This window comes from Acidovorax cavernicola (genome assembly GCF_003581445.1).
Genome location: NZ_QXMN01000043.1, coordinates 15,420 through 32,379, shown reverse-complemented (window position 1 = coordinate 32,379; position 16,960 = coordinate 15,420). Strand labels below are relative to the sequence as shown.

17 protein-coding genes and 2 riboswitches are annotated in these 16,960 nt (G+C 68.4%); of the genes, 8 read left to right on the top strand and 9 right to left on the bottom strand.

Annotated features, from left to right (window positions below; all coding sequences use genetic code 11):
* Positions 1 to 3: 3 nt before the first annotated feature.
* The 8 genes from D3H34_RS25370 to D3H34_RS25335 are packed head-to-tail and all read right to left on the bottom strand — an operon-like array spanning position 4 to position 6,161.
* Entirely contained in the window at positions 4 to 936 is a 933-nt protein-coding gene (locus D3H34_RS25370; RefSeq protein WP_205736805.1) for a PhzF family phenazine biosynthesis protein, read from the bottom strand.
* 5 nt (positions 937 to 941) lie between these two features.
* Entirely contained in the window at positions 942 to 1,583 is a 642-nt protein-coding gene (locus D3H34_RS25365) for a glutathione S-transferase family protein (protein WP_119557003.1), read from the bottom strand.
* Positions 1,584 to 1,588: 5 nt separating this feature from the next.
* The gene (locus D3H34_RS25360; RefSeq protein WP_119557002.1) at positions 1,589 to 2,254 is read right to left on the bottom strand and encodes a LysE family translocator; all 666 of its coding nucleotides are present in this window, start codon (positions 2,252 to 2,254) and stop codon (positions 1,589 to 1,591) included.
* 25 nt (positions 2,255 to 2,279) lie between these two features.
* Complete coding sequence (locus D3H34_RS25355; protein ID WP_119557001.1) at positions 2,280 to 2,906, bottom strand: DJ-1/PfpI family protein; 627 nt, start codon at positions 2,904 to 2,906, stop codon at positions 2,280 to 2,282.
* 14 nt (positions 2,907 to 2,920) lie between these two features.
* Entirely contained in the window at positions 2,921 to 4,129 is a 1,209-nt protein-coding gene (locus D3H34_RS25350) for an aminotransferase-like domain-containing protein (RefSeq protein WP_119557000.1), read from the bottom strand.
* Between the two features lie 60 nt (positions 4,130 to 4,189).
* Positions 4,190 to 4,600, bottom strand: a complete 411-nt coding sequence (locus tag D3H34_RS25345; protein ID WP_119556999.1) for a VOC family protein — start codon at positions 4,598 to 4,600, stop codon at positions 4,190 to 4,192.
* Positions 4,601 to 4,605: 5 nt separating this feature from the next.
* Positions 4,606 to 5,559 (bottom strand): DMT family transporter, encoded by a 954-nt coding sequence (locus D3H34_RS25340; RefSeq protein WP_119556998.1) that lies wholly within the window; start codon positions 5,557 to 5,559, stop codon positions 4,606 to 4,608.
* Between the two features lie 2 nt (positions 5,560 to 5,561).
* Positions 5,562 to 6,161: a LysE family translocator gene (locus D3H34_RS25335; protein ID WP_119556997.1), complete on the bottom strand. Its 600-nt coding sequence runs from the start codon at positions 6,159 to 6,161 to the stop codon at positions 5,562 to 5,564.
* Between the two features lie 110 nt (positions 6,162 to 6,271).
* Here D3H34_RS25335 and D3H34_RS25330 point away from each other — a divergent pair, with 110 nt between their 5' ends.
* The 4 genes from D3H34_RS25330 to D3H34_RS25315 all read left to right on the top strand — a co-directional run bounded on the left by D3H34_RS25330 (position 6,272) and on the right by D3H34_RS25315 (position 11,667).
* Entirely contained in the window at positions 6,272 to 7,693 is a 1,422-nt protein-coding gene (locus D3H34_RS25330) for an aminotransferase-like domain-containing protein (RefSeq protein ID WP_119557022.1), read from the top strand.
* A 64-nt stretch (positions 7,694 to 7,757) separates the two neighbouring features.
* Positions 7,758 to 8,555, top strand: a complete 798-nt coding sequence (locus D3H34_RS25325) for a PhaM family polyhydroxyalkanoate granule multifunctional regulatory protein (protein ID WP_119556996.1) — start codon at positions 7,758 to 7,760, stop codon at positions 8,553 to 8,555.
* A gap of 212 nt (positions 8,556 to 8,767) precedes the next feature.
* Positions 8,768 to 10,048, top strand: coding sequence for an FIST signal transduction protein (locus tag D3H34_RS25320; protein WP_119556995.1), 1,281 nt, complete (start codon positions 8,768 to 8,770; stop codon positions 10,046 to 10,048).
* A 203-nt stretch (positions 10,049 to 10,251) separates the two neighbouring features.
* The gene (locus D3H34_RS25315; RefSeq protein WP_119556994.1) at positions 10,252 to 11,667 is read left to right on the top strand and encodes an RtcB family protein; all 1,416 of its coding nucleotides are present in this window, start codon (positions 10,252 to 10,254) and stop codon (positions 11,665 to 11,667) included.
* Positions 11,668 to 11,685: 18 nt separating this feature from the next.
* On the opposite strand, the gene D3H34_RS25310 is transcribed toward D3H34_RS25315, so the two are convergent.
* Positions 11,686 to 12,993, bottom strand: coding sequence for a D-amino acid dehydrogenase (locus D3H34_RS25310; RefSeq protein WP_119556993.1), 1,308 nt, complete (start codon positions 12,991 to 12,993; stop codon positions 11,686 to 11,688).
* A 91-nt stretch (positions 12,994 to 13,084) separates the two neighbouring features.
* Positions 13,085 to 13,191: riboswitch (glycine riboswitch) on the bottom strand.
* Between the two features lie 45 nt (positions 13,192 to 13,236).
* Positions 13,237 to 13,327, bottom strand: a riboswitch (glycine riboswitch).
* A 117-nt stretch (positions 13,328 to 13,444) separates the two neighbouring features.
* Here D3H34_RS25310 and rfbB point away from each other — a divergent pair.
* From rfbB to rfbC, 4 genes are all read left to right on the top strand, one after another.
* Entirely contained in the window at positions 13,445 to 14,521 is a 1,077-nt protein-coding gene (gene rfbB, locus D3H34_RS25305; RefSeq protein WP_119556992.1) for a dTDP-glucose 4,6-dehydratase, read from the top strand.
* Positions 14,518 to 15,408, top strand: coding sequence for a dTDP-4-dehydrorhamnose reductase (gene rfbD / locus D3H34_RS25300; RefSeq protein ID WP_119556991.1), 891 nt, complete (start codon positions 14,518 to 14,520; stop codon positions 15,406 to 15,408). The genes rfbB and rfbD overlap by 4 nt, the downstream gene beginning before the upstream one ends.
* A gap of 61 nt (positions 15,409 to 15,469) precedes the next feature.
* Positions 15,470 to 16,357: a glucose-1-phosphate thymidylyltransferase RfbA gene (gene rfbA / locus D3H34_RS25295; protein WP_119556990.1), complete on the top strand. Its 888-nt coding sequence runs from the start codon at positions 15,470 to 15,472 to the stop codon at positions 16,355 to 16,357.
* Complete coding sequence (rfbC, locus tag D3H34_RS25290; RefSeq protein ID WP_286186215.1) at positions 16,354 to 16,902, top strand: dTDP-4-dehydrorhamnose 3,5-epimerase; 549 nt, start codon at positions 16,354 to 16,356, stop codon at positions 16,900 to 16,902. The genes rfbA and rfbC overlap by 4 nt, the downstream gene beginning before the upstream one ends.
* Positions 16,903 to 16,960: the final 58 nt, after the last annotated feature.

Here is a 16,960-nt window from a genome sequence, read left to right as displayed (position 1 = left end):
TGTTCAGAGCGAGACGTGGCCGTCGACGCAGGTCACGGCATCGCCGCCGACCCAGATCTTTCCGTCGCTGTCGCGTTCGATGTACACGCGGCCCGCGCGGCCCAGGCACTGGCCCTGCGCGGCCAGGTAGCGCTCGGGCATGTGGCCGTCGGCGATCAGCCATTCGGCGAGTCCCGCGTTGAAGCTCCCGGTGACCGGGTCTTCGTCGACGCCGACGGCTGCTGCAAAGGCGCGCACCTCGAGATCGATCGTCGGGCCGTCGGTGTCGATCGCGGCCACGGTCGCCGACCGCGTGCCGAAGGCGCGCGCTTCACGGTTCGATCGGCTGATCAGCTGTGAAGAGTCGTCCGCCGAAGGCACGCCCGCCACGCCCACTTCGACGCCCAGCTCCTTGAGCAGCCGGTGATCGGGGCGCAGTTGCAGCACCGCATCGGCGTTCTCGAGCAGCAGGCCGAGCCAGGCGGGGCCGTTCTGGAGCATCTGCGCTGCGACGATCTGCTGCGCCTTCAGACCCAGCGCACCGGCCACCTTGGCCAGCAGCGCGGGGCTCGGCGCGCTGCGCTTGAGCGGTGGCGCGGCAAAGGCCAGGCGCTCGCCGTCGCGGCGCAGCGGCACCAGGCCGGCGCCGCACTGCTGCACCACGCGGCCCGCGGCCTTGGGCTTGCCGCCGGCCTGCAGCCACGCATGGCAGCTGCCGATGGTCGGGTGCCCCGCAAAGGGCAGTTCGCCGCCGGGCGTGAAGATGCGCACGCGGTAGTCGGCGGCCGGGTCGGTCGGCGGCAGCAGGAAGGTGGTCTCGGACAGGTTCGTCCACTGCGCGAAGCGCTGCATCGTCGCGTCGTCGAGGTCCTGGCCGTCGATCACCACCGCGAGCGGATTGCCGAAGTAGGCAGTGGCGGTGAAGACGTCGACTTGCTTGAAGGGGCGGGATTTCATCAGGATCATTCGAGGGATAGATCGAGCACGCCACGCGTGCCCGGGCGGGAAAGCAGATCGGCGTACCAGCGCTCGACGTTTGGCCATGTCGGCCGGCGGTATTCGGCGCCGGGCAGCCCGAACCAGCGGTGCGCCTCGCAGCCGATGGGGATGTCGGCCATGGTGAAGCGATCGCCGGCCATGTAGGGGCGCTGCGCGAGGTGGGCGTCGAGCATGGCGAACAGCGCCTCGCTCGCGTGCACCGACGCGGCGATCAGCGCGGGCTGCCGCTGCGAAGGCGGCGTGCGTATCCATTGCACGAAGGCGTCGCGGCTGGCGCGGTTGAGGGTGGTCTGTTGCCAGTCCATCCAGCGCTCGGCGTCGAAGCGCGCGGGCAGCTCGCTCGGATAGAGCGTGCCGTGCGAATGCTTCGCGCAGAGGTAGCGCACGATGACGTTCGACTCCCACAGCGTGACACGCTCGGCGCCTTCGCCGTCGTCGATGGTGGGCACCATGGCGTTGGGGTTGAGCGCGCGGTATTCGGGTGTCTGCACGACGCCGAACTTGCCACCGGCTTCGGTGCGCTGGAAGTCGAGCCCGAGCTCCTGCGCACACCACACGACCTTGCGCACATTGATCGAGCTGATACGGCCCCAGATGTTCAGCATGGCGGTCAGTGTCCTTGTGCGGGCAGCGCGGAAAGTGGCGCGGAAGGGCGGTCGAGCAGCAGCAGGCGAACGGCCAGGCCGATCATCACGAGCGCCAGCAGCGTGCGCTGGAACTTCTCGGCGCCGGGACGCTGCTGCAGCCAGCGGCCGACCTGCCCGCTGCAGGCGCCCAGCAGCGTGTTGAACGCGAGCGCGGCCACCGACAGCACCACGCCGAGCTGCACCAGCTGCAGCGGCACGCTGCCGCGCGTCGGATCGACGAACTGCGGCAGGAAGACCATGAAGAACAGCAGCGCCTTCGGGTTCACGAGGTTGTTCAGCAACGCCATGCGCACGATGCGGCCGAACCCTGCCGGCTGCGCCTGCGCGCCGGGGCGGAAGCCGCCGCCGCTGCGCAGCGCCTGAATCGCAAGCCAGACCAAGTACAGCGCGCCGGCATAGCGCAGCACGTCGAAGGCGGGCGGCCAGGCCGCGACCAGCGCGGTGACGCCGGTGGCCGCGAACAGCGTGTGGACCAGGTCCGCCGCCGAGATGCCGACGGCCGCCGCGAAGCCGCCACGCGGGCCGTGCGCCACGCCGTGCGACATCACGAAGGCCATGTTCGGGCCGGGCGAGAGGAACAGCGCCAGCACGGCGAGCAGGAAGAGCGAGAGGGTGGCGAGTCCGATCATGAGCGTGGCTTTTCTTTTCTTTGCTTCAGGTGGCTGTGGCGGTGGCAGGTTGCAGCAGGTACGGCTCGATGTTGCGCATCGCACGCGCCACGTAGTCGTCCTTCTCGCCGACCGGCGCGACGTAGTGCAGCGCGCTCTTCGCGGCCTCGATGCCTTCGGTGCGCGCGATCAGCCAGGCCGCGAGGTAGGGCGCCGAGAAGCAGCCGCCCGCGGTGGCGACGTTGCCCTGCGCGAAGAAGGGCTGGTTGAGCACCTCGATGCCGGCTTCCTGCACCCAGGGCTTGGTCGTGAGGTCGGTGCAGGCGGGCACGGTGCCCAGCAGGCCGAGCTTGGCCAGCAGCAGCGTGCCCGAGCATTGCGCGCCGATGAGCTGGCGCGACGGGTCGAGCCCGCGCAGCACGCCCATGAGGCTGGCATCGGCGGCGATCTCGCGCGTGCGGATGCCGCTGCCGACGATCACCGCGCCCGCCTCGCAGGCCGCTTCGAGCGTCGAGCTCGCGTGCACCGTGACGCCGTTCATCGAGGTCACGGTGGCGCTGGGCGAGGCCAGCGTCACGCGCCAGCCGGGCTTCTTCACGCGGTTGAGCACACCGAGCGCGACCAGCGAGTCGAGCTCGTTGAAGCCGTCGAAGGTCAGGATGGCGATGTGCATCGTCGTCCGCCTGTTCAGGCTTGTGCGGCGGCGAGCTGCTGCGGCGCGCGGCCGAGCAGTGCCAGTTCTTCGCGCAGCGTCTGCGCGAGCGCGGCGATGGCGCGGTCGATGTCCTCGACGCTGGCGGTCACGAAAGACAGGCGCAGGGTGCGCGGATCGCCTTCGCCCGCGTAGAACGGCGCGCCGGGCACGAAGGCCACGTTGCGCTCGACCGCCTTGGGCAGCAGCGTCACGGTGTCGATGCCTTCGGGCAGACGGGCCCACAGGAACATGCCGCCCTTGGGGGCGTTGAACTTCACGTCCAGGCCGGCCATCTCGCGCTGCAGCGCGGCGATCATGGCGTCGCGCTGGCGCTTGTAGAGCGCGCGGATGGTGGGCACGTGGCTGTCGAGGAACTTGTCCTTCATCACGGCCGAGACCATGCGCTGCGTGAAGATCGGCGTATGCAGATCCACCGCCTGCTTGGCCTGCAGCAGCTTCGGATAGATCGACTTGGGCGCCACCAGGAAGCCCAGGCGCAGGCCGGGGGCCAGCACCTTCGAGAACGAGCCCAGGTAGATCACACCCTCGGGGTTGCGCGCGGCCAGCGGCAGCGGCGGGGCTTCGTCGAACCAGAGCTCGCCGTAGGGGTTGTCCTCGACGATCGGCAGGTTGGCTGCAGCCGCAGCGGCCGACACGGCGGCGCGGCGCGCCTCGGTCATGGTGCGGCCGGTGGGGTTCTGGAAGTTGGGCAGCAGGTAGACAAAGCGCGCATCCGCGGCCTTGGCCACGAGGTCGTCGACCACCACGCCTTCGTCGTCGCTGGCCACGCCCACGGGGTGCGGCTCCATCGGGCCGAAGGCCTGCAGCGCGCCGAGGTAGGTGGGCGTCTCGACCAGCACCTTGCTGCCCGGATCGATCAGCACCTTGGCCACGAGGTCCAGGCCTTGCTGCGAGCCGGTGGTGATGAGCACCTGCGAGGCCTCGACGTCCCAGGGCAGCATGTCGGCCACGGCCTGGCGCAGCGGCGCGTAGCCTTCGCTGGCGGCGTACTGCAGCGCGGCCTGGCCGTCGTTGTGCAGCACTTCGGCGCAGGCGTCGGCGAAGGCCTGGATCGGGAAGGTCTTGGGCGAGGGCAGGCCGCCGGCCAGGCTGATGATGCCGGGGCGCTCGGTGACCTTGAGGATTTCACGCAGCACCGAAGGATTCATCTTGGCGGCGCGGGCGGCGAGTTTCCAGTTCATGGGAGGCTTTCTTCTTTCTGGCGGATGAGAGGTGAGCGGGTGAGTGTGCGGGTGTCGGACTCAGGACGGCGCGATGTCGCCGCGGTGCACGACATGGATTTTGTTGCCGTCCGGGTCGCGCAGGTAGGCGCCGTAATAGCCCTGACCGTAGCGTGGGCGCGGACCGGGCGCGCCTTCGTCGCGTCCACCGTGACGCAGGGCCGCCTCGTGGGCGGCGTGAACGGCCTGCGGCGAAGGCGCGCAGAACGCGACCATGCTGCCGTTGCCGGCGCTGGCGGGTTCGCCGTCCAGCGGGATGTACACATAGAAGCGCGGCAGCGTCTGGCCCGGCGCGATCCAGCAGGCGGCGTCGGGGCCGCCGTCGGGCGTCACGGGGCGGCGGATCAGGCCGAGCGGCGCGAGCACCGCGTCGTAGAACGCGGCGGCGCGCGAGAGGTCCGAGCAGCCGACGGTGACATGGCTGAAGAGCATCGTCGTCAGCTCCTGGCTTGAGACTCTGCGCCGCGCGCAACGGCGGGCGCGGCCTGGGGTTGCGACAGCCGCTTGCCCACGACCACCGTGGCGACCACGGCGGCGGCGAAGCCCAGCGTCACGAGGTCGAGCGGTTCGCCCAGGAGCGGGATCGACGCGAGGATCGACAGGAAGGGCTGCAACAGCTGCGTCTGGCTCACGCGCAGCGCGCCACCCAGGGCCAGGCCGCGGTACCACGCGAAGAAGCCGATCCACATCGAGAACATGCCCACGTAGGTGAAGCCGACCCAGGCCGACGCGGCCACGGGCTGCTGCGGCCACAAGGCGATGGTGGCGGGCAGCGTCACGGGCAGCGCCATCACGCAGACCCAGCAGATCACGCGTTCGGCGCCGAGCGCGGGCGTGACCTGTGCGCCGTAGATGTAGCCGACCGAAGCGGCGATGACAGCGCCGACCAGCAGCAGGTCGGCCCATTCGAAGCCGAAACCGTGGCCGCTCTGCTGCGCGCGCAGCACCGAGAACACCACCACCAGCAGGCTGCCCGCGACCGCGCAGAGCCAGAAGCCGAGTCGCGCGCGCTGGTGCAGCACCCAGGCCGCGACCGCGGCCGTGACCAGCGGCAGCAGCGCCGTCACCACCGCCGCGTGACTGGCCGTGACCACGCGCAGCGCGTAGCCCAGCAGCAGCGGGTAGCCGATGACGTTGCCCAGCACCGCCATGCCCAGCGGCTTCCATTGGTGCGGCGCGGGGCGCGGCGAACGCGTGACCAGCAGGAAGACGGCCGACAGCACGCCCGCCAGCGCCGCGCGCCCGAGCGTGACGAACCACGGCGAGAGCTGCGGATCGGCCTGCGTGCCGGTGGCCAGCCGCGTCATCGGCAGCGTGATGGCGAAGAGGGCCACGCCCACCACACCGAGCCACATGCCCAGCGTTTCATCCTTGATGTGGAGCTTGGTCATGGTCAGACGCTCACCATCCACCAGGCCGTGAGCACCAGGATCAGGCCCATCGCGCGGTTGAACCACAGCAGGCGCGTGCCCTTGGCCAGCCACTCGCGCAGCAGCGCGCCGACCAGCGCATAGGCGAAGTTGCTCGCGAAGGCATAGGTCAGCATCACCGGCGCCACGATGGCGAAGCGCGCGAGCGCGTCGGGCTGGCCGGCGATCCAGCCGGCCACCAGCGTGAGCGCGAGCAGCCAGGCCTTGATGTTCACGAACTGCAGCATCACGCCCTGCCCGAACCCGACCGAAAGGCTGGCGCTGTCGGCCTTGCCGAGCTGGGCGCTGCCGCTGAGCTTGTAAGCCAGCCACAGCAGGTAGGCGATGCCCAGCCCTTTGATCGCCAGGCGCAGCGGCGGCATCGCCACCACCAGCGCGCCGAGGCCGGCGGCGCAGATGGCCAGCAGCAAGGTCCAGCCGACCGGCACCGCGACCACGAAGCGCATGGCGCGCGGCAGGCCGCCGTTGGCCGCCAGGGCGGTGGAGAGCGTGGTGTTGGGGCCGGGCGAGAAGCTCATCGCCGTGGCCAGCACCAGCAGCGCGGTGAATTCTTGCCAGTTCATGTCACACACTCTAAACTTGAGACCATTACAGTTCCAGTACAGATGATCAAACAAATCTGAAATCTGTATTGGTCATTCCTTCGACACACTGTGCGATGCAGCCCGACTCGATGCTGACCCGAACCTCCACCCAGTCCCTGACCGGGCAGCTGGCCGATCGTCTCGCCGAGCGCATCCGCAACCGGCTGCTGGCGCCCGGCGCGCGCCTGCCCTCGGTGCGCGAATGCGCGCGGCAGCAGGGCGTGAGCCCGTACACCGTGGTCGCCGCGTACGACCAGTTGCTGGCGCAAGGCCTGGTCGAGGCGCGCCGCCAGCGCGGCTTCTATGTGCGCGATTCGGCGCCCGTGCCCGAGAGCCCGCGCAATCCGGCGCATGCCGTTCCCGAGGTCCCGCCGATGATGGCCTCGCGCGTGCCGGCCGATGCCAGCTCGCTGATCCGCAGCATGTTCCACCGCCCGAGCGACAAGCCGCAGCCGGGCATGGGCGTGTTCCCGCCCGACTGGATGGCGTCGACCTTCATGGCGACCGCGGTGCGCCGCGTGACCACGACGTCTGCGCTGCAGGAGCTATCGCTTCAATATGGCGAGCCCTCGGGCGATCTCGCGTTGCGGCGCAGCCTGTCGCAGAAGCTGGTGCGCATCAACGTGCCGGCCGGGCCGGACCAGATCGTCACCACCATCGGCGCCACGCACGCGCTGGACATCGTGAGCCGCAGCCTGCTGCGCGCGGGCGACCCGGTGATGGTCGAGGAGCCCGGCTGGGCGCTGGAGTTCGCGCGGCTGGAGGCGCTGGGCATGCGCATCCTGCCCGTGCCGCGCCGCGCCGACGGGCCCGACCTCGACGTGATGGCGCAGTACTGCGCGCTGCACAAGCCCAAGCTCTTCGTCAGCGTGAGCGTGCTGCACAACCCGACCGGCTACAGCCTCACGCCCGGCAGCGCGCACCGCGTGCTCAAGCTGGCCAACGAACACGACTTCCACATCGTCGAGGACGACACCTACAGCCACCTCGCGCCCGAGCACGCCACGCGGCTCAGTGCGCTCGACGGGTTGCAGCGCACCATCTACGTCAGCGGCTTCGCGAAGATCCTGGCGCCCAACTGGCGCATCGGCTTCCTGGCCGCCTCGCCCGCGCTGAAGGAGCGGCTGCTCGAGACCAAGCTGCTGGCCACGCTGACCTCGCCCACGCTGTTCGAGCGGGCGCTCTCGTGGTGCATCGACCAGGGGCAGCTGCGCCGCCATTCGGAGCGCATTCGCACCCGGCTCGATGGCGCGCGCGGCCGCGCGGTGAAGCTGGCCATGGCCCACGGCTGCACTTTCGCCTCGGAACCCGCGGGACTCTTCGGCTGGGTCGACACGGGTGTCGACACCGACGCGCTCACCCAGCGCATGCTCGACCAGGGCTACCTGCTGGCGCCGGGCTCGCTGTTCCATGCGCGCCGTCCGCCGAGCACGATGATGCGGATCAACTTCGCGACCTCGCAGGACGCGGTTTTCTGGAAGGTTTTCAGCCGGGTCAGGGACGAGCTCTGATTCGCACGCCAAGGGCTTGGAGTAAGCTGGCAACACAAGAAAACCCAGCCAGGAGACCTCCCGCATGAGCAATGCCAGCAAACCCTTCGACTTCAGCCAGTTCGTCCCCGGATTCGACTTCCTGAAGAACCTTGCCGGCGGTGCCGCGGCGGGCTCCGGGTCCGTGCCCGGCATCCCCAGCCTCGCCAGCTGGGTGGCGCCCACCATGAGCGTCGAAGAGGTCGACAAGCGCATCCAGGAACTCAAGACGGTCCAGTACTGGCTCGAACAGAACGGCCACGCGCTCAAGGCGACCATCCAGGCGCTCGAGGTGCAGAAGATGACACTGTCGACCCTGCGCGGCATGAACGTGCGCATGGAAGACATCGCCAGCGCATTCACCCGGCAGGCCGCGGCCATGGCGCCTGCGCCAGCGCCGGCTCCCGCTGCACCGGCCCCGGCACCCCAGCCTGAGCCCGAGGCCGTGGAGGAAGAGGAAGAAGACTTCGACGAGATCGAGGAAGAAGAGGAAGAGGCAACCCCGGCACCGAAGAAGAAGTCGCGCGCCAGGCCGGCTGCCGCACGCGCGGCCGACGGCGCTGCCGGCGTGGTCGACCCGATGCAATGGTGGGGCTCGCTGACCGAGCAGTTCCAGCAGATCGCGAGCACGGCGCTGCAGGACGCGGCGCAGCTCAAGGTGCCGGCCATGGCGCAGCCGCTGGCCGACGCCGTGGGGCAGGTCATCGGCAAGTCGACGGCGGCGCGCAAGCCGGCCGCCAAGACCGCCTCGAAGGCCGCCCCGAAGAAAGCCGCACCGGCACCTGCCGCGCGCAAGAAAACCACGTCCGCCGCCGCGCGCAAGCGAACCTCCGGCCGGCGCTGACGTCTGAGAAGGTGTGAACGAACCCGCCATGCCCGCTCATCCCGCCCAGGCACGCTCCCTCTGCGTTGCAAATGCTCGCCATAGCCCGAGCTATGGCTGCGCTTTGCGCCTTGATGGCGCGCGCCTGGGCGGGCTGCTCGGCCACGCCGGATTCATTCACACCTTCTGACCGCCACCTTTCCAGACAGACGACGCACGGGTCGGTACGCACCATGAAACTGTTTCCCACCGGCCATGCCACCCACCCGCAATGGCGCATGGCCGCCGGCCTCGTGCTGGCCCAGTTGCGCGCACAGATGGCGCTGCCCGACTACGCGTCCAATCCGACGCTCGGGCTGCTGTACATCACCGACCACTACGCGAGCGACGCGCAGGAGATCCTCGATCACCTGGGCGCCGAGCTGCCCGAAGTCACTGACTGGTCGGGCACGGTCGGCATCGGCGTCGCGGCCAACAACGCCGAGTATTTCGACGAGCCCGGCCTGAGCCTGATGCTGTGCGCGCTGCCCAGCGACCAGTACCGCGTGTTCTCGGGCGTGGCGCCGTTGGGCAGCTCCGAAATGAGCGGCTTCGAGGCCCACACCGCGCTCGTGCACGCCGACCCCGCGACGCCCGACCTGAGCGAGCTCATCGGCGAGATGGCGGGCCGCACCGACACCGGCTACCTGTTCGGCGGGCTCTCGTCCGGCCGCGGCGGGGCGCTGCAGTTCGCGGTGGGCGGCAACGGCAACATCCGCGGTCACGGGGCGGCGGGCGGTGTGTTCTCGGGCGGTTTGTCCGGCGTGGTGTTCGGCGAGGGCGTGCGGCTGGTGTCGCGTGTCACGCAAGGCTGCCAGCCGCTGCGCACCGGTGGCGCGCGCGAGCGCGAGATCACCGAGGCCGATGGCAACCTGCTGCTCGCGCTCGACGGCGAGCCGGCGCTCGACGTGCTGCTGGCCGACCTGCAGGTGTCGCTCGACCGGCCGCAGGAAGCCATCGACGCCGTGCGCAACACGCTGGTCGGCCTGGCCGACGCGGGCAGCGACGGTATCCGCCGCACCGGCGACCTGGGCGCCGACGTGCTGGTGCGTCACATCATCGGCCTGGATCCCACGCGACGCGGCATTGCCATCGCCGACAACGCCGAGGCCGGCATGCGGATGAGCTTCTGCCGCCGCAATGCGCAGGCGGCGCGCGCCGACCTCATGCGCATCTGCGCCGAGATCCGCGAAGAACTTGAGCCCGAGGAGCAGACCCTGGCCACCGCGCGCGCCGTGGCGGCCGGCGAGGCCGAGGCTGCACCGCACCCCGCGCGGCGCATCGCCGGCGCGGTGTACGTGAGCTGCTCCGGCCGCGGCGGCCCGCACTTCGGCGCGCCGGGCGCCGAACTGCAGATCGTGCGACATGCGCTGGGCGACGTGCCGCTGGTCGGCTTCTTCGCCGCCGGCGAGATCGCGCGCCATCACCTGTATGGCTACACGGGCGTGCTGACGGTGTTCACTGCGCCGGACTGACGGGAAAAAACGACGCAGCGCCCCGCCCGCTGTTTTCGCGAGCGGCCTGCGTCGATAGAATCCGCCCGCTTTCTTGAATCTCTGCTGCTGCAAGAAAGAGTGATCCGCGTGCCCCGAGGCGCGCGGTCGATCTCTTTCGCCCCGCCACGCGATGTGACCGGGGCCCGGAAACCGACACGGTTTCCCCGAATGGAATTGCAGCCATGGGCAGCCCCACCAACCGTCATTTTTCGAGACTTCAGCGCGCTTTCTCGCGCGCCAACATCGCCGTCGATTACCGCGACGGCATCTATCACCTGCGCAACGAGGCCGCGCAGGCGACCGTTCTTCTGCCGCAGAGCCTGCCGCTGGAAGAAAAGGCCGTGAACCAGCTGCTGGCCTTCGCCAGCGTGCGCTCGCCCGATAGTGAGCACGGCGTGTGCAAGGCCTGCGCGACACCGGACTTCCATCCGGGATCGGTCGCGCCGGTCGGCAGCGTCGTGGCCACCGATGGCGACTTCGTCATTCCCGCCGCGGTCGGCACCGACATCAACTGCGGCATGCGCCTGCTGACCACCGGCCTCACGCTGGATCAGGTGGCGCCGCACAAGACGCAGCTGCTCGCGCGGCTCACGCGCAGCCTGCTCGACAACGGGCGCGACGTGCCGGTGCACACGGCGGCGTTTCGCGCGCTGTTCGACGAAGGGCCGGCGGCGTTCCTGGATGCCGTGCGCGGTGAAGGGCTCTGGGCGGCGTGCGACCGCGACCGGCTGCATGCCGAGATCGGCGCGTGCATCGGCCTGGCGAGCTTCGGCGGGCGGTCGCGACACGCACCGTCGGCCTACACCGGCGCGCGCCACGAGGTCTTCCGCGACCCGTGCCTCGGCACGCCGGGCAGCGGCAATCACTTCGTCGAGCTGCAGGTGGTCGACCAGGTGATGGACCGGCATGCGGCCTATCGCGCAGGGCTCAAGGCCGGCGAGGTCGTGGTGATGATCCACAGCGGCTCGCGCGACATCGGGTTCCATGTCGGCGGTCGCTGGATGGACCGGGCGCGGGCCGAGTGGCCGCAGGGGTTGCGCCATCCGAAGAGTGGGCTGTACGGGCTGACCGGGCCGCTGGCCCAGGAGTACCTCGAGGCCATGGGCGTGGCTGCGCGCTATGCGTGGGCCAACCGCGTCGTGCTGGCCGAGCTGGTGCGCAAGGACTTCGCCGAGCTGCTGGGCGCCACGGCGTCGGCGCTGGTGGTCGACGTGCCGCACAACGTGGTGCTGCGCGAGCACGGAATGAACATCCATCGCAAGGGCGCGACGCCGGCGCACGCGGGCGATCTCGCGCTGATCCCGGGCTCGATGGGCGATCACTCGTACCTGGCGACCGGACTGGGCCACGAGGACTGGCTGTGGTCGTGCAGCCATGGCGCCGGCCGACGCATGCGGCGGCAGGAAGTGCGCGCGATGCGGCCCGCGCCGGGCGACGAGAACGCCAGCTGGCAGTGCGTGACCTTGCGCGAGGAGCGCCGCATCGAAGAGGCGCCGCAGGCCTACAAGCCGATCGGCGCGGTGATCGATGCGCAGGAAAGTGCGGGGCTGATTCGCTGCGCCGTGCGGCTCAAGCCCTGGGTCACGTTCAAGGCATGACCCAGGGCGGGTGCCGTGTCAGCCCAGAGCGGGCTGCACGGCGCGCGACGCGGGCGCCGGCATGCCGGCGAACGTGAAGTCGACCTCGGGCGCCAGTCCGCTCACGATGCGTGCGATCGACTTGCCCGAGCCGCAGGCGTGCGTCCAGCCGAGCGTGCCGTGGCCGGTGTTGAGGAACAGGTTCGGCAGCTTCGTCTTGCCGATCAGCGGCACGTTGCTCGGCGTGGCGGGACGCAGGCCGGTCCAGAACTGGGCGCGCTCGGTGTCGCCGGCGCCGGGGAACAGTTCTTCGACGCGCCGCACGATGGCTTCGCAGCGCACGCGGTTCAGGTCGCGGTCGTAGCCGTTGAGTTCGGCCGTGCCGGCGATGCGCAGACGGTCGCCCGATTCCGACGTGTAGCGCGAGAACACCAGCTTGTATTCATCGTCGGTCAGCGAGACCTGGTGGGCCTTGGAGGCGTCCTTCACGGGCAGCGTCACCGAGTAGCCCTTGGCCGGGTAGATCGGCAGGCGGATGCCCAGCGGCGCCGCGTACAGCGGGCTCAGCGAACCCATCGCGAGCACGAAGGCGTCGCCGCGGATGCGCTGGAAGCGGCCTTCGCTGTCGGTCGCCTCGACGTGGTCGATGCTGCCGCCGGCTTCGCGCAGCGCGGTCACCGTGTGGCTCATGAGGAACTTCACGCCGGCCGCCTCGGCCAGCTTCACGAGTTCGCGCGCGAAGCGGTTGGCGTCGCCCGACTCGTCTTCGGCGGTGTATGTGGCGCCGGCGAGTTGGGGGCGGATGTGGGCGAGGGCGGGTTCGATCCGGATGGCCTCGTCGGCCGAGATCACCTGGCGTTCGCAGCCCAGGGCTCGCATCTGCTCGGCAGGCGCGAGGGCGCCGTCGAATTCCTTCTGCGTCGTATAGAAGTGCAGGATGCCTTGCGTGCGCTGGTCGTAGCTCAGGCCGGTGTCTCGACGCAATTGCTGCAACATGTCGCGGCTGTATGTACCAAGACGCACGATTTGTTCGATGTTATGGCGGGTGCGCGCCGGGGTGCATTCGCGCAGGAACTGCAGGCCCCAGAGCCATTGGCGCATGTCGGCGCGGATGCGGAACAGCAGCGGCGCATCTTCCTTGCCGAGCCATTGCAGCACCTTCAGCGGCGCGCTCGGATTGGCCCACGGTTCGGCATGGCTGACCGAGATCTGGCCGCCGTTGGCGAAGCTGGTTTCGGCGGCCGGGGTGGCCTGCCGGTCGATCACGGTCACTTCGTGGCCGAGTTGCTGGAGGTAGTAAGCCGAAGTCACGCCGAGCAGGCCGGCGCCAAGAACGATCACGCGCATTTCAAGTACCTTTGAGTTTGCAGCGCTTGAACGGCGGGCGTGGAGTGCTATTGAACAAATAGCAAGCAACTGGACGACCGCTGTCCAAGTTGCCGCTCCCCCTGTCCTCGGTACCTGAGAGATTCACCCTGCTGCACCCGCAGCGGGTTTGCTCCTTCGGTGCGCCACATGGCGTGGCGGCTCTCCAGACGGCCGTATCGATGATTTGCAGTACTGACCCCTTGCCGAAGTTCCTGATTTCTTCCTGGAACCTCGTCGGGCCGACCTGAGCGTTTATGGGAGTTTGCGCCTTCGGTAGGGCCTCCGTGGAAGCCCGCTCTCCTGCAGTGGGGGCGATTGTAGGCGGGGTCCGCAAGGCGGCCAACCCCTGTACATCGGCACTGCGCGCCGATGGGATAATTGACTGTTAATTTTCCGTAAAGCAAACTTTTTTCTACAGGCAGGGAACCCCATGATCTTGGTGACCGGCGGCGCAGGCTTCATTGGCGCCAATTTCGTGCTCGACTGGATCGCGCAAGGCGACGAGCCCGTCGTGAACCTCGACAAGCTGACCTACGCGGGCAACCTCGAGACCCTCGCATCGCTCAAGGGCAACGCGAATCACATCTTTGTGCAGGGCGACATCGGCGACAGCGCGCTGCTCGACCGCCTGCTGGCCGAACACAAACCGCGTGCCGTCGTGAACTTTGCCGCGGAATCGCACGTCGACCGCTCGATCCACGGCCCGGAAGACTTCGTGCAGACCAACGTGCTCGGCACCTTCCGCCTGCTCGAGTCGGTGCGCGGCTACTGGAACGCCCTTCCGGCCGACCAGAAGGCGGCCTTCCGCTTCCTGCACGTGTCGACCGACGAGGTCTATGGTTCGCTCTCCAAGACCGACCCGGCCTTCACCGAAGAAAACAAGTACGAGCCCAACAGCCCGTACTCGGCCAGCAAGGCCGCCAGCGACCACCTCGTGCGCGCCTGGCACCACACCTACGGCCTGCCGGTGGTCACCACCAACTGTTCGAACAACTACGGCCCGTTCCACTTCCCCGAGAAGCTGATCCCGCTGATGATCGTCAACGCACTGGCCGGCAAGAACCTGCCCGTGTACGGCGACGGCATGCAGGTGCGCGACTGGCTCTACGTGAAGGACCACTGCAGCGCCATCCGCCGCGTGCTCGAAGCCGGGACGCTGGGCGAGACCTACAACGTCGGCGGCTGGAACGAGAAGCCCAACATCGAGATCGTCAACACCGTGTGCGCGCTGCTCGACGAGCTGAGCCCGCGCGCCGACGGCAAGCCGTACAAGGAACAGATCACCTACGTCACGGACCGCCCGGGCCACGACCGCCGCTACGCCATCGACGCACGCAAGCTCGAACGCGAACTCGGCTGGAAGCCGGCCGAGACCTTCGACACCGGCATCCGCAAGACCGTCGAGTGGTACCTCGCCAACGGCGATTGGGTGCGCAACGTGCAAAGCGGCGCGTACCGCGAGTGGGTCGAGAAGCAGTACGACGCCACGGCGAAGGCTGGCGCATGAAGCTGCTGCTGCTTGGCAAGGGTGGACAGGTCGGCTGGGAGCTGCAGCGCAGCCTCGCGCCGCTCGGCGAGCTGGTCGCGCTGGACTTCGACAGCACCGACTTCCACGCCGACTTCAGCCGTCCCGAGCAGCTGGCCGAGACGGTGCTGGCGGTGCGCCCCGACGTGATCGTCAATGCCGCCGCGCACACTGCCGTCGACAAGGCCGAGAGCGAGCCCGACTTCGCGCGCAAGCTCAACGCCACCTCGCCCGGCGTGGTGGCCGAGGCCGCGCAGCAGATCGGCGCGCTGATGGTGCATTACTCCACCGACTATGTCTTCGACGGCAGCGGCACCCGCCCCTGGAAGGAAGATGACGCGACCGGCCCGCTCAGCGTGTACGGCCAGACCAAGCTCGAGGGCGAGCAACTGGTGGCCAAGCACTGCGCGAGGCACCTGATCTTTCGCACCAGCTGGGTCTACGCCGCACGCGGCGGCAACTTCGCCAAGACCATGCTGCGCCTGGCCAAGGAGCGCGACAAGCTGACCGTCATCGACGACCAGTTCGGCGCACCGACCGGCGCCGAACTGCTGGCCGACATCACCGCACACGCCATCCGCGCGACCCTGCAGGACCCGGCCAAGGCCGGGCTGTACCACGCCATCGCCGGCGGCGAGACCACGTGGCACGGCTACGCGCGTTTCGTGCTCGAGATGGCGCAGCAGGCCGGCGTCGAACTCAAGGCAGGACCGCAGGCTGTCGAAGCCGTGCCCACCAGCGCCTTCCCGACGCCCGCGACGCGGCCGCACAACTCGCGGCTCGACACCACCAAGCTGCAGACCACCTTCGGCCTGCGCCTGCCGCCTTGGCAGGAAGGCGTGGCGCGCATGCTGCGCGAGACGCTCTGATGGCTCTCTGACAGAGCAAGAGCAGACTGATTTTCACGGACCCCACAGAAGAAGAGACTCCATGACGCAACGCAAAGGCATCATCCTCGCCGGCGGCTCCGGCACCCGCCTGCATCCGGCCACGCTCGCCATGAGCAAGCAACTGCTGCCGGTGTACGACAAGCCGATGATCTATTACCCGCTGAGCACCCTGATGCTCGGCGGCATGCGCGACATCCTGATCATCAGCACGCCGCAGGACACGCCGCGCTTCCAGCAACTGCTGGGCGATGGCAGCCAGTGGGGCATCAACCTGCAGTACGCGGTGCAGCCGAGTCCCGATGGCCTGGCGCAGGCGTTCATCATCGGCGACAAGTTCGTGGGGAACTCGCCGAGTGCGCTGGTGCTGGGGGACAACATCTTCTATGGGCACGACTTCGTGCATCTGCTGTCGGACGCCGATGCCAAGCAGAGCGGCGCAACCGTGTTCGCGTACCACGTGCACGACCCGGAGCGCTATGGCGTGGTGGCCTTCGATGCCAACGGCAAGGCCAGCAGCATCGAAGAGAAGCCTACCCAGCCCAAGAGCAGCTACGCCGTCACCGGCCTGTACTTCTATGACAACCAGGTCGTCGACATTGCCAAGGCCGTGAAGCCGAGCGCACGAGGCGAACTGGAGATCACGGCAGTCAATCAGGCGTATCTGGACCTCGATCAGTTGAACGTGCAGATCATGCAGCGCGGTTACGCGTGGCTGGATACGGGCACGCACGAGAGCCTGCTCGAAGCAGGGCAGTTCATTGCGACGCTCGAGCATCGGCAAGGGCTGAAGATCGCGTGTCCTGAAGAAATCGCATGGCGCAATGGCTTCATCGACCGCGAACAACTCGAAAAGCTCGCCGCACCGCTGCAGAAGAATGGATACGGAAAGTACCTGAAGCACCTGCTGGCCGAGGAGATTCGCTCGTGAAGGTCATCCAAACCGAGATCCCTGACGTTTTGATCATCGAGCCGAAGGTTTTCGGCGATGCACGCGGCTTCTTCTATGAGAGTTTCAATGGCAAAGCGTTCGACGAGGCTGTCGGGCGGCATGTCGAATTTGTTCAGGACAACCATTCGCGATCGACGAAGGGCGTGCTGCGTGGCTTGCACTATCAGATCCAGCAACCGCAGGGCAAACTCGTGCGCGTGGTGCGCGGCGCGGTGTTCGATGTGGCCGTGGACATCCGTCGGTCTTCGCCCACCTTCGGGAAGTGGGTCGGTGTGGAGTTGACTGCAAGCAATCACCGGCAGCTGTGGGTGCCCGCTGGCTTCGCGCACGGATTCCTGGTCGCGAGCGACACGGCAGATTTTCTCTACAAGACGACCGACTACTACGCGCCTGCGCATGAGCGATGCATCTTGTGGAGTGACGCCTCTCTCGGCATTGCATGGCCGGATGTCGGGCAGGCCCCGGCACTTTCAGCCAAGGACAGCGCCGGGCTTTCGATGAAGCAGGCGGAATTTTTCGAATAGAAGAAGACGACGAATGCTGCGGATCGACTATTCGCGGCTGTTTCAAAGGGGTAGTCAA